Genomic DNA, 19,772 nt, shown 5'->3' with positions numbered 1-19,772 from the left:
TACATTTAAAATAAAAATGGAACCAATAAGATGCGGCTGGTGCTCCGCCAGCGATTTATATAAAAAATATCACGACGAAGAATGGGGAACTCCTGTTTATGACGACCCTACTATTTTTGAGTTTTTAATTCTAGAAACTTTTCAAGCAGGTCTAAGCTGGATTACTATTTTAAATAAAAGAGAAAACTTCAAAACTGCTTTTGACAATTTTGATTATAAAAAAATTGCCAATTATTCTAAAGATAAAATCGAAGAATTAATGCAGAATACAGGAATCATTCGCAATAAACTTAAAATTAACTCTGCCGTTTCAAACGCACAGGCTTTTATGAAAGTCCAGGAAGAATTTGGAAGCTTTTCAGATTATATTTGGAAATTCACTGACGGAAAACCTATCAACAATAACCCAAAAACGTTAAAAGATGTTCCCGCTACGACTCCACTTTCAGATGCAATCAGCAAAGATTTAAAAAAACGCGGATTCAAATTCGTAGGTTCAACCGTTATTTATGCTCACATGCAGGCCACCGGAATGGTCAATGATCATATCGAAGACTGCTGGACGAGAACAAAGTAAAAGTTTTTGTTTCAGGTTTCAAGTTTCAGGCTGCCGTGTTATCGTAGATAGAAACAAAAAATTCTACTCAAACGCAACTTGAAACCTGAAACTTGAAACTTTTTTTAACTGCCAAACAAAAATTACATATATTTGCTTCACACTTTAGGGGTGTCTACAACTTGTAGGCTGAGATTTTACCCTCTGAACCTGATCTAGTTCATACTAGCGTAGGGAAAAGTAAGATGACTTCTGCACGCATTTTTATGCGTTCTTGTAGCCATTCCTAAGGTTAAGGTTCACCAAAGTGAATCTTAGATAAACCAAAAAACAAAGGAATGGAACTAAAAATCAATCAACAAACCAAACATTTCAATGCTGAATCGCTAAGCGTTCAATCATTGCTCGATCTCGAAATTCCGCATAAACAAAACGGAATCGCCGTTGCTGTCAACAATACTGTTGTTCCAAAAACCAAATGGAACGAAGTCCTCGTACAAGAAACTGACGAAATTTTAATCATTTCTGCCACGCAGGGAGGTTAATAAATTCCAAAAAAGAAATTCCAAATTCCAATTAAATACTGGACGTAGACACACTGCAGTGCGCCTCTACGAAAACTTCAAACCTGAAACAAAAACACTATGACAAACGAAGAACAAATATCCAGAACTCCATTTCCCAATTCTAAAAAGGTTTATATCGACGGAGAAATTCATCCAATAAAAGTAGCCATGCGCGAAATTACTTTGAGTGATACTAAACTTTCAAATGGCGGAATTGAAAAAAATCCACCCGTAACAGTTTATGACACATCAGGTGCTTACACAGATCCAAATATTGAAATTGATATTAGAAAAGGATTACCACGCTTACGCGAAAGCTGGATTCTGGATCGAAATGATGTTGAAATTTTAAGCGAAATCACATCAGATTATGGACAAAGCCGTTTACGTGATGAAAGCCTGAATCATTTGCGATTTGAATATTTACATCAGCCAAAACGTGCTAAAAAAGGCGCAAACGTAACGCAGTTGTATTACGCCAAACAAGGAATTATTACTCCAGAAATGGAATATATCGCAATCCGAGAAAACCAACGCATTGAGCTTTTAAACGAGCAGACCAAAGCCATGCAATGCCAGCACGGCGGTCATAGTTTTGGAGCTAATACACCAAAAAGCAAAATCACTCCAGAATTTGTTCGTGCAGAAGTTGCCTGCGGAAGAGCCATAATCCCAAACAATATCAATCATCCTGAAAGCGAGCCTATGATTGTGGGGCGTAATTTCCTTGTAAAAATCAACGCAAATATCGGGAACAGCGCTGTGACTTCCAGCATCGAAGAAGAAGTTGAAAAAGCTGTTTGGGCCTGCCGCTGGGGCGCTGACACCATTATGGATTTATCTACCGGAAAAAATATTCATGAAACCAGAGAATGGATTATTCGAAATTCTCCAGTTCCAATTGGTACCGTTCCAATTTATCAGGCACTAGAAAAAGTAAAAGGAATTGCCGAGGATTTGACTTGGGAAATTTTCCGTGATACTTTAATCGAACAGGCAGAACAAGGTGTTTCTTATTTCACAATTCATGCCGGGGTTTTGCTTCGATACATTCATTTAACTGCAAATCGTGTAACGGGAATCGTTTCGCGCGGTGGTTCAATTATGGCAAAATGGTGTTTATTTCATCATAAAGAAAACTTTTTGTACACACATTTTGAAGAAATCTGCGAAATCATGAAACAATATGATGTTGCTTTTTCTTTGGGAGATGGTTTACGTCCGGGCTCAATTGCCGATGCTAACGATGCAGCTCAATTTGCAGAATTAGAAACTTTAGGCGAATTGACAAAAATTGCCTGGAAACATGATGTTCAGGTTTTTATTGAAGGCCCGGGACATGTACCAATGCACATGATTAAAGAAAACATGGACAAACAATTAGAACATTGCCATGAAGCTCCATTTTATACTTTAGGTCCTTTAACGACTGATATCGCACCGGGTTACGATCATATTACATCGGCAATTGGAGCTGCAATGATTGGATGGTACGGCTGTGCGATGTTGTGTTATGTAACACCAAAAGAACATCTTGGTTTACCAAACAAAAAAGACGTAAAAGATGGTGTGATCACTTATAAAATTTCGGCTCATGCAGCAGATTTGGCAAAAGGTCATCCGGGAGCGCAATATCGAGATAACGCTTTGAGCAAGGCTCGTTTTGAATTCCGTTGGGAAGATCAGTTTAATCTAGCTTTAGATCCAGATACAGCAAGAGAATTCCATGATGAAACACTTCCCGCAGATGGCGCAAAAGTGGCTCATTTCTGTTCTATGTGCGGCCCTAAATTCTGCTCTATGAAAATATCTCAGGAAATTAGGGATGTCGCTGCCGCAGAAAAAGGAATGCAGGAGAAATCAGAAGAATTTATTGAGCAGGGGAAAGAGATTTACATTTAGAGTTTTAAAATAGAGAAAAGAAAATAGAAGAAAGAGAAAAAGATATGGTTGTGATTTCTAATCCATTTGCTGCTGCAGATGAAATCAAAATAATTCATTCTTTATTTGAAGAAGGATTGTCTTTACTTCATATTCGGAAACCTGATTTTTCTGAGTTGGAAATGGCGCAGTTTATTCATCAAATTGAGTTTGAATTTAGAGATCGAATTGCTTTGCACAGTCATCATTTATTGGCAGAAGATTTTGGAATTAACAGAATTCATTTTTCTGAAAAAGAAAGAAACCGCATTCATGATTTTCCTGCAAGGTTTTCAAAACCTTGTAGGTATAAATGCAAATCAATTTCAACATCAACACATTCGATAAAAGATTTTAATTCTCTGGAAAATGATTTTAATTACGCATTTCTAAGTCCGGTATTTCAAAGTATTTCAAAGGAAAATTATAAGCCGAAAACAGATCTTTTTGAAGCATTAAAATCAAGAACAAATTATAAAACAAAAGTGATCGCTTTAGGCGGAATCGATTCTGAAAACATTCAAAAAACAATGGAAAATGGATTTGATGATACCGCACTTTTAGGAAGTATCTGGAATAACGAAAACCCGGTAAAACAATTTAAATTATGTCAGCAAATCGCCCTTTCTTACTTACAATCGCAGGTTTAGATCCGTCTGCGGGCGCTGGTCTTTTGGCAGATATCAAAACCTTCGAACAGCATAAAGTAACTGGTTTTGCAATTTCAACAGCAAATACGATCCAGACCGAAAATACATTTTTTGAAATTCAATGGACTGATTTGAGTTTTCTTATCCGTTCTATCGAAACGTTCTTTTTAAATTATAAAATCAGTGCAGTTAAAATTGGGATTGTCTCTACTTTATATGATTTAAACCGAATTGTTTCGACAATAAAAATGCTGTCTCCTTCAACTAAAATTGTTTGGGACCCTGTTCTTAGATCGACAACAAAATTTGAATTTATGACAATTAAAGATTATTCAGATTTGCATAAAATATTGTCTAAGATTGATTTGATTACACCGAATTACAATGAAATTGAGATTTTATTTCCGGGGTTTATTTCAAAGAATCTTCGACCGCAAAATGAGATTCCAACACATATTTTATTAAAAGGCGGACATAACGAAAACTCAATTGGAACCGATACATTATTTCTGAAAAATGAAGTTTACAATTTATTTCCATCAGAAAAAAAATGCTTTGAAAAACATGGTTCCGGCTGTGTACTTTCTTCTGCGATTGCTTCCAACTTAGCCTTAAACCAAAATATAACAGAAGCCTGCAAAAATGCTAAAATATATATCGAAAAATACCTGAGTTCAAGTTCAACATTAATTGGATATCATTATGTATAACAAGCTACAATACATTTCACAAGGCGAAACCAGCAAAGAACAATTGTACAATATTCATCAGGCTCTGGATGCCGGTTGTAAATGGGTTCAAATGCGTTTTAAAAATCAAACGACTAAAAAAACATTTGCTTTAGCAGAAAAGGTAAAGCCTTTATGCGAAGAGTATCTTGCTAATTTTATTATAAATGATGATCTGCATCTCGCTGAACAGATTGCTGCAGATGGAGTTCATTTAGGATTAACCGACATGAAAATCGATGAAGCACGCGCAATTCTGGGTTCAGCCAAAATTATTGGAGGGACGGCCAATACTTTTGAAGACATTCAAAATCATGTCAAAAATGGCTGTGATTATATTGGTTTAGGCCCTTTTCGGTTTACTGTTACAAAAGAAAAACTAAGTCCTATTTTAGGATTATCAGGGTATTCCGAGATTCTTCAAAAAATGAAAAAAAATAAAATTGAAGTCCCTGTTTATGCCATTGGCGGTATTACATTAAAAGATGTAAATCCATTAATAGATATCGGAATCCATGGTATTGCCGTTTCTGGAATCATTACAGAAAGTGATGAAAAGGAAAAATTAATTCAACAACTAAACGAAAAATTATATGCAGACATCATTGTTTAATATAGGAGATAAAAACTTTAAATCCCGTTTGTTTTTAGGAACTGGAAAATTTGGATCAAACAAAGAAATGGAAGAAGCGATTTTAGCTTCAGAAAGTGAATTGGTTACCGTTGCCTTAAAACGCATCGATTTAGAAACTGAAACAGATGCTATTCTTTCGCATTTGCAACATCCGAATATTAATTTACTGCCGAATACTTCCGGAGCAAGAAATGCAAAAGAAGCTGTTTTTGCTGCTCAATTAGCTCGTGAAGCACTTGAAACAAATTGGGTAAAGCTGGAAATTCATCCAGATCCAAAGTATTTAATGCCTGACCCAATTGAAACTTTAAAGGCTACTGAAGAACTAGCTAAACTTGGTTTTTTTGTTCTGCCTTATATTCACGCTGATCCTGTTTTATGCAAACACTTAGAAAGTGCGGGAACAACTGCCGTGATGCCTTTGGGATCACCAATTGGAAGCAATAAAGGTTTAAAAACTATTGATTTTCTAGAAATTATAATTGAACAAAGCAACGTTCCTGTTATTGTAGATGCCGGAATTGGCGCTCCATCTGACGCTGCGAAAGCAATGGAAATTGGCGCCGATGCTGTTTTGGTTAATACTGCAATTGCCGTTGCCGGAAATCCAAAATTAATGGCCGAAGCTTTTAAAGAAGCGGTAATAGCAGGAAGAAAAGCCTTTGAAGCAAAAGTAGCCAATCAACAAAATTATGCTGTGGCTTCAAGTCCTTTGACTTCATTTCTTTATGAATAAAGTTTTATTTCACGCAGATTTTGCAGATTTAAGCAGATTAAAATTGATTTTTATTTATTGCTTATCTGAAAAATTTTCATGAAAACGATTCATATAAAAAGAAAGAAAATTCTTTAATTTTGAATTCTAATTAAAATTAAGAATTAATGGCTGAAAATGAAATATCATATCTCATACGAGGAGCAATTTTTAAAGTATATAATAATTTAGGACCTGGATTATTTGAATCTGTTTATGAAAGTGCCTTGTTTTATGAGCTAGAAAAATTAGAACTAAAGGTTAAAAAGCAAGTAGAAATTATTATTAATTATGAAGAAATAATATTAGACGCTGCTTTTAGACTCGATTTGCTAGTTGAAAATAAAGTAATAATTGAATTAAAATCTGTCGAAGAATTAGCACCAATACATTACAAACAAATTGCAACCTATCTCCGACTAACTAATATAAAATTAGGATTACTTGTAAACTTTAATACTCTTAACATCTTAAATGATATAAAAAGAGTTGCCAATAAAATATAAAAAAAGAATAAAAATCAATTTTAATCTGCTTAAATCTGCAAAATCTGCGTGAAATAAAAACAATCCAAATGAACACATTCAAATCAATTTTTGAGCAATATAATTGGGATATTATTCAATCTAAAATATACCAAACCACATCAAAAGATGTCGAGCGAACTTTGGCAAAAACCAAACTCAATCTCGATGATTTTTTGATTTTAATCTCCCCTATTGCTCAAAATTATTTAGAAGAAATGGCGCAGAAATGCCATGAAATCACCAAAAAACGTTTCGGTAAAACGATCCAAATGTATGCGCCGTTATATTTGAGCAACGAATGTCAAAACATTTGTACTTATTGCGGTTTTAGTTTAGACAATAAAATCAAACGAAAAACACTCTCTGATGCAGAAATAAAACTCGAAGTCGAAGCTTTAAAAAAAACAGGCTTTGACCACGTTTTATTGGTAACAGGTGAAGCGAATTATACAGTTAATATTAATTATTTCCTCAACGCAATTGCTTTAATTCGCGAAGAGTTTTCGATTATTTCTGTTGAAGTACAACCGCTTTCTACCGAAGATTATGAACGTTTACATAATGCCGGAGTATATTCGGTTTTAGTTTATCAGGAAACATATCATCAGGAAGTTTACAAAAAGTATCATACAAAAGGCAAGAAATCAAATTTCGATTATAGGCTTGAAACTCCTGATAGAATTGGAACGGCAGGAATTCATAAAATTGGTTTAGGCGTTTTATTAGGTTTAGAAGACTGGCGAACCGATAGTTTTTTCAATGCGCTGCATTTAGATTATCTTCAAAAAAAATATTGGCAGACTAAATATTCCGTTTCTTTTCCGCGCCTCCGCCCCGCTGAAGGAATTATCGAACCAAATTTTATTATGGATGATAAAGATTTGACACAATTAATCTGCGCTTATCGTTTGTGGAATGAAGATCTTGAAATTTCGATTTCGACACGTGAAAACGAAAAATTCAGAAACAATATAATTCCAATTGGTGTTACGAGTATGAGTGCAGGATCAAGAACAAATCCGGGCGGTTATGTCGTTGATCCGCAATCTTTGGAACAATTCGAAATCAGTGATGAACGTTCTGCAGAAGAGATTTCAAAAATTATAAAAAATGCAGGTTATGAACCCGTTTGGAAGGACTGGGATAAAAGTTTTGGTTTAAATTCCAATCTAAAATCAACAATCTAAAATCTAAAATCAAAAGTGAGCATTATTAAAGAATTCCTCCGTTACAACAGACAAACTATTCTTCCTGAAATTGGCGATGAAGGTCAGGAAAAATTAAAAAAAGCACGAGTTTTAGTAATTGGTGCGGGTGGTTTGGGATGCCCAATTTTACAATATATTGCAACTGCCGGAGTTGGCTTTATAGGAATCATGGATTTTGATACGATCGAAATTCATAATCTCCACAGGCAGATTTTATATACTGAAAATGAAATTGGACAATTTAAAGCAATTGTGGCTAAAGATGTTGTTTCAAAGCTGAACCCGTTAATTGAAGTCGAAGCAATTCAGGAAAAATTAACTTCTCAAAATGCATCAAAAATTATGCAGCAATATGATGTTATTGTTGATGGCTCAGATAATTTTGCAACAAGGTATTTGGTGAATGATACTTGTGTTGAGCTAAACAAACCTTTAGTTTATGGAAGTATTTTAAAATTTGAAGGGCAAATTGCTGTTTTTAATCATAACGGAAGTAAAAACCTGCGGGATTTATTTCCAGAAATGCCCGACCCAAAAGATGTTCCGAATTGTAATTTGAATGGTGTTTTGGGAACTTTACCCGGAATTATTGGAAATATGATGGCGCACGAAACGCTCAAATTAATTTTAGAATTACCTTCTTTAAAAAATGAAATTATAATTTTTAATACCCTAAACTGGAATTTTACGAAACTGAATTTCTAGAAAACAAGTGCGTCTCCAACCTTAATATTTCCTGCATTCAAACTCACGAGATTAGTCCCAAATAAAACGGAATTATCTACATTTCTATACTTACTTAAGGTTTTTAAAGGTTCTTTTTTTAAACGTCCATTTTCTGGATCATTATTAACCATAATGCATCTTCCGCAAGGTTTTATGTTTTTAAATTGAACTTCTCCAATCTTGAAAGTATTAAAGTCATCTTCCTCATGTTCATTTTGACTGCTGATTACAATATTTGGACGAAATCTTTTTATGGTGATTTTTTCATCGAGTTTATCATTCAAAAAATCCAGGCTTTTTGATCCAATTAATAAATAAGGATAACCGTCAGCCAAACTCACATTAAAAGTTTCTTTTAATCTCGAACTTTCATGTTTGCGGCTTCCAATTTTTATGATTTTGACTAGTTTACATTCAAAACCCAGATGCTGGCTAAACCATTTTGATGCAGCATGATTTACCTCAACAACTTCACTTTTATCATCCCAAACATTAACTTTTATGACGTTTCCCAAATGTTCGTTTATAGAAAATTCATGCTTTTGATCCTGAAAAGTAATACTGATTTTTCCATCTGAAATCTGCGGATAAAACTGGCTCATAATCCGATGTTCTCTTTGCGTTATCATTTGATTATCAGCATCAATTAACATCCATCTACGATCGTTTTCGAATCCCATTTCTTCGGCCAGAGCAGATTGAACACTAATTCCCGCCAGGCTTTTTATCGGATAAATATAAATTTCTTTTACAACATGAACTGCACTCATTTTTATTTACTTTTTTAAAATGGACATAAATTCGTCACGATCAATTTCGCGACATCCTAAACTATCTAAATGCGGGTTATAAACCTGGCAGTCTAATAATTTATAATTCTCTTTTTTTAAATGATTTACCAAATATATAAATCCTACTTTTGAAGCATTTGATACTTTAGAAAACATACTTTCACCACAAAAAACATGGCCTAAATCTATTCCGTACAAGCCGCCTACTAAAACTTCATCCTGCCAAACCTCAACAGATTTTGCAATTCCCTCTTTATGGAGTTCGCAATAAGCTTCGATCATTTCATCAGAAATCCAGGTTCCGTCCTGACCGTCGCGCAATATCTTTTGGCAGTTTAAAATTACATCTTTAAAAGAGGTATTAAAAGTAACAGTAAAAATATTCCTGTTCAAAATGTTACGCATGCTTTTAGAAACAATTAATTCATCTAAAAACAAAACCATACGCGGATCCGGAGCCCACCAAAGAATCGATTCACCCTCGTTAAACCACGGAAAAATTCCGTTGTTATACGCCAATTTTAATCGTTCCGGGCTCAAATCACCGCCAACGGCCAGAATACCTTCTTCATCGGCTTCTGAAACGGGTGGAAAATATAAATTATCAAATAGAAAATACATTTTTTTTAAATAATCAATTTTTAAATTCCAATATAAATTGAAATTTCAATACTGAAATTCCAAATTCCAAAATTCTGCAGTCTTGTCATTTCGACCGTAAGGAGAAATCGCACAAGCAATTCTACAACGTGAATCGGCAATCTTTGACGAGTTTCGTGTGCGATTTCTCCCTAAGGTCGAAATGACAGACTTTGTGCTTAAACTTTATATAAAAAATTCCAAATCCCAAATTCACGCGAATGAATTGGAATTTGGAATTTATGTTTTGAAATTTAAACTTTCTTAGAACGGTAAATCGTCTGGTTCTTCTTCGTTTAAATTTGCAGCTGGGGCAAAAGCTTCTGCAGCAGGAACTGACGGAGTTTGTGCAGGACCTTCTGGTGCCATTCTTTCGATTCTCCAGCCTTGAATACTATTGAAATATCTGGTTTCTCCTTGCGGATTAACCCATTCTCTTCCTCTTAAATTGATAGAAACTTTTACTGCCTCTCCTAGTTTATAGCTGCTTAATAAATCGCATTTATCTTGTGTAAATTCGATTAAAATGTGCTGTGGATATTGCTCATCTGTAGTAACTACTAATTCTCTTTTTTTGAATGAAGCACTAACTTGCTGCTCAGGATTAACCACTTTTACTTTTCCTATAACTTCCATCTTCGTCTATAATTAAATTGTTTCTATTCTTATTTTTTAGCTAAAAGCACTTTCCATGCCGATTCTATATCATCATTATTCAGATATTTTTTGGCTTCTAAGTGTATTTTTTCCTGATCATCTGAGCTTAAAACTCCTTTTACAGAAAAATTTTCTTTCACAAATATACTAACTTCTTCTTTTGTAGGCAAGGCTTCTATATTTCCTAATTTTCCAAGGTCATTCCCATTAAACACAGGGCTTTGTTTAATAAAATCAGGAATTATATCAACCCCAACACCTAAAGTTGTCAGCGGTTTTGGCACTTCAAAAAGCCCCTCATTCGATCTTGAATACCAATTTGCCCCGAGTCTTGAAACCAAATCTATTTTATGCTGATCGATTGCTCCGTTTTCATCTAAAATTGATTCATGAATATGAATTTTTACTACTTCACACAAAATCAAATTTCCTGCTCCTCCTTCTGTTCCTAACGGAATAATCTGCGTTATCTTGCATTCAAACTGAACTGGAGATTCTTTTACGCGATAGGGTTTTACTAAATCTGACGGAACCTGCGTTAAACCTGCTTTTATAAATTCATTTACACCTTCTCCATACTCTGTACTTGCTAACGAAGTCTGCTGTACCAAATCATAATTTACTACATTTATTACAACTTCACGAGTTGCCTCTGCATTAATTAAAGTATGTTTTACGGTATTGTCACGCACACGTCTTGAAGGTGAAAAAACCAGAATTGGCGGATTAGCACTAAAGACGTTAAAGAAACTAAATGGCGACAAATTTGGGATTCCCTTCTTGCTTATTGTACTTGCAAAAGCAATTGGCCGCGGCCCTACCGAACTTTGCAAATAAGCGTGCAGCTGGGGCGTTGATATTTCTTTTGGATTGATGCTAATCATAATTTTCTAGTTTAACCGAACCTCATTTCGGTCATACAAAAGTAGAGAAATCGTTCAATTCAAAGAAATAGTTTTAGAAGATAAAAACAAAAAATCTTTTAAAGCCCTGCAAAATATAAAATGTGTTAATTTCGTTATATTTATACCTCAAAAATTAATTTATGCGTTTTTCTGAAAGTAGAAATACAACTCGCTGGGTCATAATTCTTATTTCCTTTTCAATCATTACTTTGATTCTTTGGAATACCTATACATTTTTCCAAATTTTTAAAAATGAGCAGCGATTAAAAATGAATCTTTGGGCTAATGCGCAAAAAAAAATTATCAACTCAGATGAAGATACTGATCTTGATTTGCCGCTTGAAATCATAAATAACAACACTTCGGTTCCTGTAATGCTGGTGATGTATGATAAAATTATCAATTCTGTAAATGTTCCTGAACATATTATAAACGACAAAAAAGAATCGATATCATTTTTAAATACGCTGAAAAGTGAAAATGACCCCATTATAATTGAGTATGCACCGGGAAAGTTTCAACAAATGTATTATGGAAACTCTGCTTTGCTCAACAAACTTAAATATTATCCTGTCGCTCTGTTATTAATCATTTTTTTGTGCGGTGCTCTAATTTACAATTTTTATAAAAGCACTAAAATGGCAACGCAGAATAAATTATGGGCGGGAATGGCAAAGGAAACGGCACATCAAATTGGTACACCTTTATCTTCTTTAATTGGATGGGTTGAGATTTTAAAAACCGAAGAAATTGACCAATCGATAACCATAGAGATTCAAAAAGATGTTGAACGTTTGCAAACTATAACAGATCGTTTTTCTAAAATTGGCTCTGTTCCTGTTTTGGAGCCGCACGATATTGTCAGCGAAACTTTAAACACATATGAATATTTACAATCTCGTTTTTCTAAGCAGGTTTCATTCTCCTATCAAGTTCCCGAAAAACTTATTTTTACTTTAATTAACCCAACGCTTCACAGCTGGACGATTGAAAACTTAGTCAAAAATGCGATTGATGCAATGAAAGGAAAAGGAAGTCTGGAGCTTGCGATCGAACAGGATTCTCACCATGTAAAAATAAACGTGAAAGATTCCGGAAGCGGGATTTCAAAAAAACAATTCAAAACTATTTTTGAACCTGGCTTCACGACAAAAAAACGCGGCTGGGGATTAGGGCTTTCTTTGACTAAAAGAATTGTCGAAGAATATCATAATGGAAATATTAAGGTTTTACATTCTGAAATTGGAAAAGGAACTACTTTTCAAATCAGTTATAAAATAGTTGATCCTCTTTAAAAACAGAAATAAAAAACACCAGCTCATAATTCTGAATTGGTGTTTTTTTTGCATTGACAAGACTCCGACTTCGTTCAGTCTGACAGTTATTTTTAAAGATTTGCCTGAATGTCTTTTGCTAAATCTTCAAATTCTTCTTTTGAAAGAGAAACTTTATTTTGAAAACGCATTTCATCCATATGGTTTAACGGAATCAAATGTACGTGTGCATGAGGAACTTCTAAACCTACAACTGCAATTCCGATTCTTTTGCAGGGAACCGTTTTTTCAAGTGCAGCCGCAACTTTTTTAGAAAATTTCATCAAACCTAAATACAATTCGTCATCCATATCAAAAATTTTGTCTATTTCTTGTTTCGGAATACAAAGTGTGTGTCCTTTAGCATTTGGGTTAACATCTAAAAAAGCTAAAAAATTATCATCTTCAGCAATTTTATATGCAGGAATCTCTCCGTTTACTATTTTAGTGAATATGCTGCTCATTGTTTAATCGGTTAATCGTTTAACTGTTTATCCGTTTAACCGATTAAACAAATAAACGGTTAAACTTTTTAAAATCTTAATAGTGTGATTGCTTCGTTCCTCGCAATGACTTAGTCTCTTGAGATTTCCAGAATTTCAAATTTCAAAACACCGTTTGGTACTGTAATTTCTGCTACTTCACCAACAGATTTCCCTAATAAACCTTTTCCAATAGGAGAAGTTACAGAAATTTTTCCTGTTTTTAAATCTGCTTCACTTTCTGCAACAAGTGTATATTTCATTTCCATTCCGTTGCCTTGGTTTTTAATTTTTACATTAGAAAGCACCAAAACTTTCGAAACATCTAATTGTGATTCGTCAATTAATCTTGCGTTAGAATATACTTCTTCTAACTTAGCAATTCTCATTTCTAATAAACCCTGCGCTTCTTTTGCAGCATCATATTCGGCATTTTCAGATAAATCGCCTTTGTCTCTTGCCTCTGCTATATCTTGAGATGCCTTAGGGCGCATTACGCTTTTTAAATGCTCCAACTCATCTTTCAATTTTTTTAATCCCTCTGCGGTATAATAAGATACTTTACTCATAACTTCATCGTTTACATAAATAGAAAAAATCCCATCGGGACGGGATTTTGTATTACAAATATACTATTATTTTTAATAGTACATAATTATATGTTAATCATATAAAAATCAAATCTAAATAAATTATTTTTGTTTAACTAATTCTTATTAAAATAATGAAAAAAATCTGGCTCTTAATTCTTTTCGTTTCTGCTCTTGTTGCATGCAGCGACAGCGAACGCAGTAATAAAAACCCTTATATACCTAATTACACCGTTAATTTGTCTGTAGACATGAACCTGCCTGCTTATTCAAATCTTAAATTTGTAAGTAACGGTGTTATTGTTCCTAATTACGGAGCAAAAGGAATTATTATTTTTAATGCAGGAAGTGGTTATAATGCATTTGATGCAGCATGCCCTAATCAAGAATTAACTTCTTGTGTTGCAATGACCATTGATGGTATAAATGCCGTATGTTCGTGTGATAAAACTTCTTATAGTTTGTTTACCGGACTTGGAGGAAAAGAATATCCGCTAAAACAATATAAAGTTCAGGTAACCGGAACTGTGATTCACGTTTACAACTAAAAATAAAAAAGCCTGAAAGTTTAAATTTTCAGGCTTTTATTTTTTAGAATTTCAATGTTAATCCAGCTAAGAAATTAATTCCTGCCTGCGGGTAGTAGTATGGATAAATATCCCACATTGCTCCATTTGAAACATATTTTTTGTCTAAAATATTATTTACCAAACCTGTTATTGTAATTGATTTAAAGATTGCTTTCGGTTTTATTTCATAAGAAACATTCAAATCATTTACAAAATAATCAGCAAGTTTTGCTTCTGGCAATTCGATATTATTCATGTATTGTTCGCCAACATATTTTTGCAATAGCGAAATGTGCAAATTCTCGATTGGACTGTATACAATTATATTTCCGGCGATAACTTCTGGAGAATAAGCAATTTTAGTGGTTCCGTAATATTGTCCTTCAACAGCCAAATCAACATTTTTATTACTGCTAAGCGTAAAATTTGGTCTAAGGATAAATTTGTCTGAAAGCGAAATCGTTGCATCAAATTCAAAACCTAATCTATAACTTTTTTCAGTATTTGCACGAATTGGCGATCCAACATCATCTAATCTTCCGGTTAAAATCAACTGATCTTTATAACCCATATAATAGAAATTAGAATTCAACTGGAATTTTTCTGAATTAAATCTCCAGCCTAATTCAAAATCGTTTAGTTTTTCCGGTTTTACATTACCGCCTTCATAATCGGTTCTGTTTGGTTCACGATTCGCACGAGCGTATGAAAAATACAGGGTATTTTTTTGATTGATTTCGTAATTCAAACCCGCTTTCGGATTAAAGAAATTGAAGGTATCATCCACTAAACCAGTTTCAGGACTATCTGCTTTATATTCTACTCTTCTATATTGTAAATCACCATAAAAGCTTAATTTTTCTGTAAACTGATAATTAGCTTTTGCGAAGATATTTCCATCAGTTTTTGTAGAAAAATCATCATAATAATGATCTCCCAATTCTGACTGCGAAGCGTATCTTGCCCAAATTACTTTTCCATAATGATCTCCTTCATATTTATTCCAGCCGCCGCCAAGAATAACATCTAGTTTTTCATCTTTGTATTTTGCTGAAAATGTAGTTCCGTAAAAATCATTATCTAACCATTTCTGACGTACTAAATCTGTTGTTATAATTGCTCCAACAGGATTTAAATTATAATCAGCCATAGGGGCATCTTCTTTATAATTTTCATAATAACCCTGCCCTTTTGTATAATGTAAAGCTAAATTAGTACTCCATTTATCCGAAAAAGATTCACTCCAGTGCAGCTGATAATGATTTTGTTTGTAATTATCTGTTTCATTGTCATAAAAACGAACATTTCCGGCTTCATCAGTGTACATTCCGGCAGAATTAAAAGTACGATCTGAATTTAATGTCGCAGCATCAATTCCGTTCCAGGATTGATATGTTTTCTCCGTTCCGCCAAAAACCAAAGCTTTAATTAAAGTTGTTTTTCCAACATAAGTTCCCTGCAGGAAATAGGATTTCAAGTCAGAACTCGCTCTGTCAACATAACCATCAGATTTAATTCTGGACAAACGTCCTGCCAATTCAAAATGATCATTTAGCAGACCAGTGCTGAATTTTACTGTTTCTTTTTGAGAATTAAAACTTCCAAACGAGCCTGAGACTTCTCCAGTTGGTTTAGATGCATAACTATCGGTCAGCATATTTAAACTTGCTCCAAAAGCAGAAGATCCGTTTGTAGAAGTTCCTACTCCGCGTTGCAACTGTAAACTTTCTACAGAAGAAGCAAAATCGGGCATATTTACCCAGAAAGTTCCCTGACTTTCGGCATCATTATACGGAATTCCGTTTATGGTAACGTTTACTCTTGTAGCATCGCTTCCGCGGACTCTGATTCCGGTATAACCAATTCCTCCTCCTGCATCAGAAGTTGTAACTACAGACGGCAGATAATTCATTAAGACTGGAATATCCTGCCCAAGATTTCTAAATTTAATTTCCTTTTTATCCATATTACTAAACGTAACCGGAGTTTTAGTCGTAACACGAACTGCTGAAACCAAAACATTATCAAGCTGATTTACTTGAGTTGAATCTTGTTCCTGTCCGTAAGAGAATAGAGTAAAGAAAATAGAGAATAGAATAAAGAAAATAGATTTGGTTCTGATTTCATTTTGAACCTTAGAACCTTTGTACTTCTGTGCCTTAGCACCTAAAAAAAAAGTTTTCATTCGTAAAGAATTACGAATAAAAGGGGGAATTATTCTTTTGTTAAATTAATAAATGTGTTTCCCGACAAGACAAATTATTTACACTCGAAATTGTCGTTTTTTCCCTTAGCAACATTACTCGCTCAGGTTCTTTGGGTATGATCTCAGCTCGTTATTTAGAGCACCCCTTTGAGACAATGCAAATATAGAAAAGTATTGAGAAAAATGTATTAAGTATTAAGATTTTTAGTTTTTGGCTTCTTAATACTTCATTCTATAGTCTTAATACTAAAAATCAGGTTTTCTCCTCGATTGTTTAAGGTCAGAAATATTCTTTTTGTCTTTGATTCTTTTCTTGATTACCGATTTTGGAATCTTTGTAGCTTTTCTAACTTTGGGCACAAACAACCCTTTTTTGACAATTTCTAAAAAACGTTTTATAACTATTTCTTTATTTTTAAGCTGACTTCTGTCTTCGTCGCAATTTAAAATTAAGATATTTTCTATTGTTAAACGAGCTGCAATATTAGTTTGCAAAAGCAGTTTTTCTTCTTCCGATAAAGCTTGTGATGCATTTAAATCAAAAGACAAAACCACTTTTGATGAAACTTTATTTACATTTTGTCCGCCCGCTCCACTGCTTCTAACGGCTTTGAAATTTAATTCTGATATAATTTTATCGCTATCCATTATTGTGGCTGATGTGCCGGTTTTAATAAATCGTTTACAGTTTTCACCGGATTAAAAGTAATTAACGGAACTGCCACAAAAACGGTTAACCAATTTGCCATTGAACCATTCCATAATCCCGGAAGTTCGTAACTTTTTACTGGTTTTCCTTCAACACTTTTTTCTACAATAAAGCCAGATTTTTGATCTACAAATTGTTTCAGGTCAAATTTTTCACCTTTATAGTTCTTAATTCCGCAAACTAAATCAACAGGGTTAAAATGTGTTGCGTCTTCTAAAATTTCAAGTTGTTTTTTATTCGCTAGATCAACTTGAGAAGTTTCTACAATTTGCAGAGAAGTTTCGCCTTTTTCATTCATCACCCAAAACGGCCCGCCGCCTGGTTCTCCTTCATTTTTAACCATTCCACAAACTCGAATTGGCCTGTCTAATAAATCTTTAATTTTAGCAATTTTATTCTCAAAAGTAAATTTATTAAAATCTTTAGTCATTTTAATGTTTAGCTTTTGCACTAAAAAATCTACAATTACCGGGATATTATTTTCATTTATTTGATTCTTTTCTATTGCATCCAAATAACCAAATACTTTTTGCTGTACGGCAATTAAAATACCTCCTAAAGCTTTTTTGTACAGTGTAATTTGCTCAATATGATTTTGAATTACATTATCAATGTTTTTAATGAAAATGATATCTGAATCAAGATTATTTAGATTTTCAATCAGAGCACCGTGTCCGCCTGGTCTAAAAATTAGATTGCCATCTGCATTTCTGACAATTTTGTTTTTAGCATCAACATTAATAGAATCTGTGCTTTTATTTTGGTAAGAATATCCAATATTAATTTTTGTTCCAGAAGGTTTTTCTATTTTCTCTCTAACCTCATCCACCGCTTTTTCAAACAAATCCTGATGAATTTCTGAAACTGTAAAATGTAAATTTGAAACACTTTTTGATGTAGCATAATGCACACATTCATTTAAATGTTCTTCAATAGGATTTGCAATATGCGTTTTATATAAATGGAAAGGCAAAACTGCTTTTGGCTTGTTTGCGAAGTTAAAGTAGTCCTGAGACAATAATAATTTAATAAAATAGTAATTTTTATAGTCTCTTTCTAAATTTTCAAAATCAGGATAAATTTCTTTTAGCTTTTCATGAACTGCTTCAAAAAAAGGGAACTTATCCATCCCGATAATAAAAATAGCAAGTTCTTTATCTTTTTTTCTGTTAATATAAGCGTTTATAGTTTCTTTTTCGATATCAAAATCGTTCAAAAAAGCACTTAAAAACTTGAACATTCTTGTTGCGGCACCAGATGCAGGAACAAATTTTTTAATTTTTAATTTTTCTTTCTGTTGATCAAAAAAAGAAGCTTTTTCTGCAAAATCAGTTTCAGACAAACTTAAGATTCCATTGTTTACTGTTGCCGGACTAATTAAGTTACTTTTTGCTATTCCTTTTTTAAATATTTTTAATTGCTTTAAAATATTCTCGAAAGGGATTCCGTGGTTGTAAATTTCAACAAAATCTTCAGATGAAAGTCCTTTTTCTTTAAAAGCACTTAAAGCGTTAATAATCATTGTAGCTTTTGCTAAACGGCTTTTTTTATCGCCCGAAAGCGTTATAAATGGTTTGTTTGTATCTATTAAAGTTTGTTTGAAAACAGAAAATACCGTTTCTCTTCCTTCTGGAGTATCTCTAATATCGTCTTTTTCCCAAGGAACGTCTATATCTGTCAGGAAAAACAAATCATAATCATGTTCTAATGCGGCTTTATTTAAAATAGGGTCGCAAAAACCATAATATACCTCAGAAAAAACTTTGGTAACCATTAAATTAGTATCACAAAACAAGTATTTTTTAGCTAATAAAAGTTTTTGGTTTTCTAATGTTGCTTGCCCATAAGCAATAGGCATCATATCATCAGCAGTACAAATATGCTGATTTTCTTCCCATTTTTCCTGCAGGTAATCGCGTGCAAATTCTGGAACCCATTCAGTTTCATAATAATCTGCAAGCTGTTTTGCTAAAGTTGTTTTACCTGTACTTTCAGGTCCAAATAAAGCAATTTTTATTATTGTTGTTTTTTGCTGTCTAAGATCTTTTTCCATTCTAAATAAGCTGAAATAGCCAAAATTGTAAAAATTAAATACTGAAGTGACAGCATCCCTAAGCCGCGATAAGCATAAAGAGGCACTACAATAATATCACCGATAATCCACAATGTCCAGTTTTCTATTTTTTTCCTTGCCATATACCACATTCCTGCAAAAAATATCCCAGACGATATCATATCGACATAATTGTCATTGTGTATTTCGTAATCGAAATATTTATAAATCCCGAAAACTACGAAAATGGTCACGAAAAACAATAAAACCCCGATTATTTTTTCATTAAAATTTGTTCTTGTAATAGGAAGGTTATCTTCAACCGTTCCTCCTTTTGCCCAAACATACCAGCCATAAATACTCATAATCGAGAAATAGGCATTGATAATCATGTCACCAATATAACCGGCAACATATAAAAGATATACTGAAATTACGGTGGCAATTAAACCTGTTGGATAAACCCAGATGTTTTCTTTTTTAGCAAACCAAACACTTAAAATCCCAAAAACAAAGACTAAAAACTCCAAAGCAATATGCCATAACGGAGTATTTTTATAACTATCAAGAAAAAAGTCAATCATTTTTG

At 33.5% G+C, this 19,772-nt stretch carries 22 protein-coding genes and 1 riboswitch; of the genes, 12 read left to right on the top strand and 10 right to left on the bottom strand.

The features are described from left to right. Positions 1-16: 16 nt before the first annotated feature. The 10 genes from AABD74_RS07815 (at position 17) to AABD74_RS07770 (ending at position 8,248) form a co-directional block, all read left to right on the top strand. Positions 17-577 carry a DNA-3-methyladenine glycosylase I gene (locus tag AABD74_RS07815; RefSeq protein WP_232676007.1) on the top strand — a complete coding sequence of 187 codons (561 nt, stop codon included), beginning with the start codon at positions 17-19 and terminating at the stop codon, positions 575-577. Between the two features lie 136 nt (positions 578-713). Next, a riboswitch (TPP riboswitch) is annotated at positions 714-810 on the top strand. An 84-nt stretch (positions 811-894) separates the two neighbouring features. Then, positions 895-1,101: a sulfur carrier protein ThiS gene (gene thiS, locus AABD74_RS07810; protein WP_406845165.1), complete on the top strand. Its 207-nt coding sequence runs from the start codon at positions 895-897 to the stop codon at positions 1,099-1,101. A 99-nt stretch (positions 1,102-1,200) separates the two neighbouring features. Further along, entirely contained in the window at positions 1,201-3,024 is a 1,824-nt protein-coding gene (thiC, locus tag AABD74_RS07805; protein ID WP_406845164.1) for a phosphomethylpyrimidine synthase ThiC, read from the top strand. A gap of 44 nt (positions 3,025-3,068) precedes the next feature. Beyond that, positions 3,069-3,692 carry a thiamine phosphate synthase gene (locus AABD74_RS07800; RefSeq protein WP_406845163.1) on the top strand — a complete coding sequence of 208 codons (624 nt, stop codon included), beginning with the start codon at positions 3,069-3,071 and terminating at the stop codon, positions 3,690-3,692. Next, positions 3,650-4,402 carry a hydroxymethylpyrimidine/phosphomethylpyrimidine kinase gene (locus AABD74_RS07795; protein ID WP_406845162.1) on the top strand — a complete coding sequence of 251 codons (753 nt, stop codon included), beginning with the start codon at positions 3,650-3,652 and terminating at the stop codon, positions 4,400-4,402. The genes AABD74_RS07800 and AABD74_RS07795 overlap by 43 nt, the downstream gene beginning before the upstream one ends. Next, positions 4,395-5,033: a thiamine phosphate synthase gene (locus AABD74_RS07790; RefSeq protein ID WP_406845161.1), complete on the top strand. Its 639-nt coding sequence runs from the start codon at positions 4,395-4,397 to the stop codon at positions 5,031-5,033. Before AABD74_RS07795 ends, AABD74_RS07790 begins: the two co-directional genes overlap by 8 nt. Then, the gene (locus tag AABD74_RS07785) at positions 5,014-5,790 is read left to right on the top strand and encodes a thiazole synthase (RefSeq protein WP_311202617.1); all 777 of its coding nucleotides are present in this window, start codon (positions 5,014-5,016) and stop codon (positions 5,788-5,790) included. The genes AABD74_RS07790 and AABD74_RS07785 overlap by 20 nt, the downstream gene beginning before the upstream one ends. Positions 5,791-5,936: 146 nt before the next feature. Next, entirely contained in the window at positions 5,937-6,314 is a 378-nt protein-coding gene (locus AABD74_RS07780; protein ID WP_406845160.1) for a GxxExxY protein, read from the top strand. A 68-nt stretch (positions 6,315-6,382) separates the two neighbouring features. After that, a complete protein-coding gene (gene thiH / locus AABD74_RS07775; protein ID WP_406845159.1) occupies positions 6,383-7,522 on the top strand; it encodes a 2-iminoacetate synthase ThiH in 1,140 nt (379 codons plus the stop codon). 15 nt (positions 7,523-7,537) lie between these two features. Beyond that, a complete protein-coding gene (locus AABD74_RS07770; protein WP_406845158.1) occupies positions 7,538-8,248 on the top strand; it encodes a HesA/MoeB/ThiF family protein in 711 nt (236 codons plus the stop codon). Here AABD74_RS07770 and AABD74_RS07765 read toward each other — a convergent pair. The 4 genes from AABD74_RS07765 to AABD74_RS07750 all read right to left on the bottom strand — a co-directional run bounded on the left by AABD74_RS07765 (position 8,245) and on the right by AABD74_RS07750 (position 11,240). Then, positions 8,245-9,039 (bottom strand): MOSC domain-containing protein, encoded by a 795-nt coding sequence (locus AABD74_RS07765; RefSeq protein ID WP_406845157.1) that lies wholly within the window; start codon positions 9,037-9,039, stop codon positions 8,245-8,247. The two genes, AABD74_RS07770 and AABD74_RS07765, sit on opposite strands and share 4 nt — an antisense overlap. A 6-nt stretch (positions 9,040-9,045) precedes the next feature. Next, a complete protein-coding gene (aat, locus tag AABD74_RS07760) occupies positions 9,046-9,681 on the bottom strand; it encodes a leucyl/phenylalanyl-tRNA--protein transferase (RefSeq protein WP_406845156.1) in 636 nt (211 codons plus the stop codon). A gap of 282 nt (positions 9,682-9,963) precedes the next feature. Further along, positions 9,964-10,335, bottom strand: a complete 372-nt coding sequence (locus AABD74_RS07755; protein ID WP_232676073.1) for a DUF3127 domain-containing protein — start codon at positions 10,333-10,335, stop codon at positions 9,964-9,966. Between the two features lie 29 nt (positions 10,336-10,364). Next, positions 10,365-11,240 carry a flavin reductase family protein gene (locus AABD74_RS07750; protein ID WP_406845155.1) on the bottom strand — a complete coding sequence of 292 codons (876 nt, stop codon included), beginning with the start codon at positions 11,238-11,240 and terminating at the stop codon, positions 10,365-10,367. Positions 11,241-11,401: 161 nt separating this feature from the next. On the opposite strand from AABD74_RS07750, the gene AABD74_RS07745 reads away from it, so the two are divergent. Next, positions 11,402-12,556 (top strand): sensor histidine kinase, encoded by a 1,155-nt coding sequence (locus AABD74_RS07745; RefSeq protein WP_406845154.1) that lies wholly within the window; start codon positions 11,402-11,404, stop codon positions 12,554-12,556. Between the two features lie 92 nt (positions 12,557-12,648). Here the strand turns inward: AABD74_RS07745 and AABD74_RS07740 are convergent, their stop codons facing one another. Together AABD74_RS07740 and greA are read right to left on the bottom strand one after the other, a co-directional pair. Next, positions 12,649-13,038 carry an HIT family protein gene (locus AABD74_RS07740; RefSeq protein WP_232676087.1) on the bottom strand — a complete coding sequence of 130 codons (390 nt, stop codon included), beginning with the start codon at positions 13,036-13,038 and terminating at the stop codon, positions 12,649-12,651. 110 nt (positions 13,039-13,148) lie between these two features. Continuing rightward, the gene (gene greA / locus AABD74_RS07735) at positions 13,149-13,625 is read right to left on the bottom strand and encodes a transcription elongation factor GreA (RefSeq protein ID WP_056208083.1); all 477 of its coding nucleotides are present in this window, start codon (positions 13,623-13,625) and stop codon (positions 13,149-13,151) included. A gap of 155 nt (positions 13,626-13,780) precedes the next feature. Between greA and AABD74_RS07730 the strand changes: the two genes are divergently transcribed. Beyond that, positions 13,781-14,194: a hypothetical protein gene (locus tag AABD74_RS07730; RefSeq protein WP_232676089.1), complete on the top strand. Its 414-nt coding sequence runs from the start codon at positions 13,781-13,783 to the stop codon at positions 14,192-14,194. A 43-nt stretch (positions 14,195-14,237) separates the two neighbouring features. On the opposite strand, the gene AABD74_RS07725 is transcribed toward AABD74_RS07730, so the two are convergent. The 4 genes from AABD74_RS07725 to pnuC form a co-directional block, all read right to left on the bottom strand. Further along, positions 14,238-16,400, bottom strand: coding sequence for a TonB-dependent receptor (locus AABD74_RS07725; protein WP_406845153.1), 2,163 nt, complete (start codon positions 16,398-16,400; stop codon positions 14,238-14,240). 267 nt (positions 16,401-16,667) lie between these two features. After that, entirely contained in the window at positions 16,668-17,069 is a 402-nt protein-coding gene (arfB, locus tag AABD74_RS07720) for an alternative ribosome rescue aminoacyl-tRNA hydrolase ArfB (RefSeq protein ID WP_406845152.1), read from the bottom strand. Further along, positions 17,069-19,183 (bottom strand): DUF4301 family protein, encoded by a 2,115-nt coding sequence (locus AABD74_RS07715; protein WP_406845151.1) that lies wholly within the window; start codon positions 19,181-19,183, stop codon positions 17,069-17,071. The genes arfB and AABD74_RS07715 overlap by 1 nt, the downstream gene beginning before the upstream one ends. Beyond that, complete coding sequence (gene pnuC, locus AABD74_RS07710; RefSeq protein ID WP_291149120.1) at positions 19,147-19,767, bottom strand: nicotinamide riboside transporter PnuC; 621 nt, start codon at positions 19,765-19,767, stop codon at positions 19,147-19,149. The genes AABD74_RS07715 and pnuC overlap by 37 nt, the downstream gene beginning before the upstream one ends. Positions 19,768-19,772 lie beyond the last annotated feature (5 nt).

It is taken from the genome of Flavobacterium soyae, from assembly GCF_045348165.1.
Classification (GTDB): Bacteria; Bacteroidota; Bacteroidia; order Flavobacteriales; family Flavobacteriaceae; genus Flavobacterium; species Flavobacterium soyae.
This window is presented reverse-complemented; position numbering and strand designations above follow the sequence as displayed.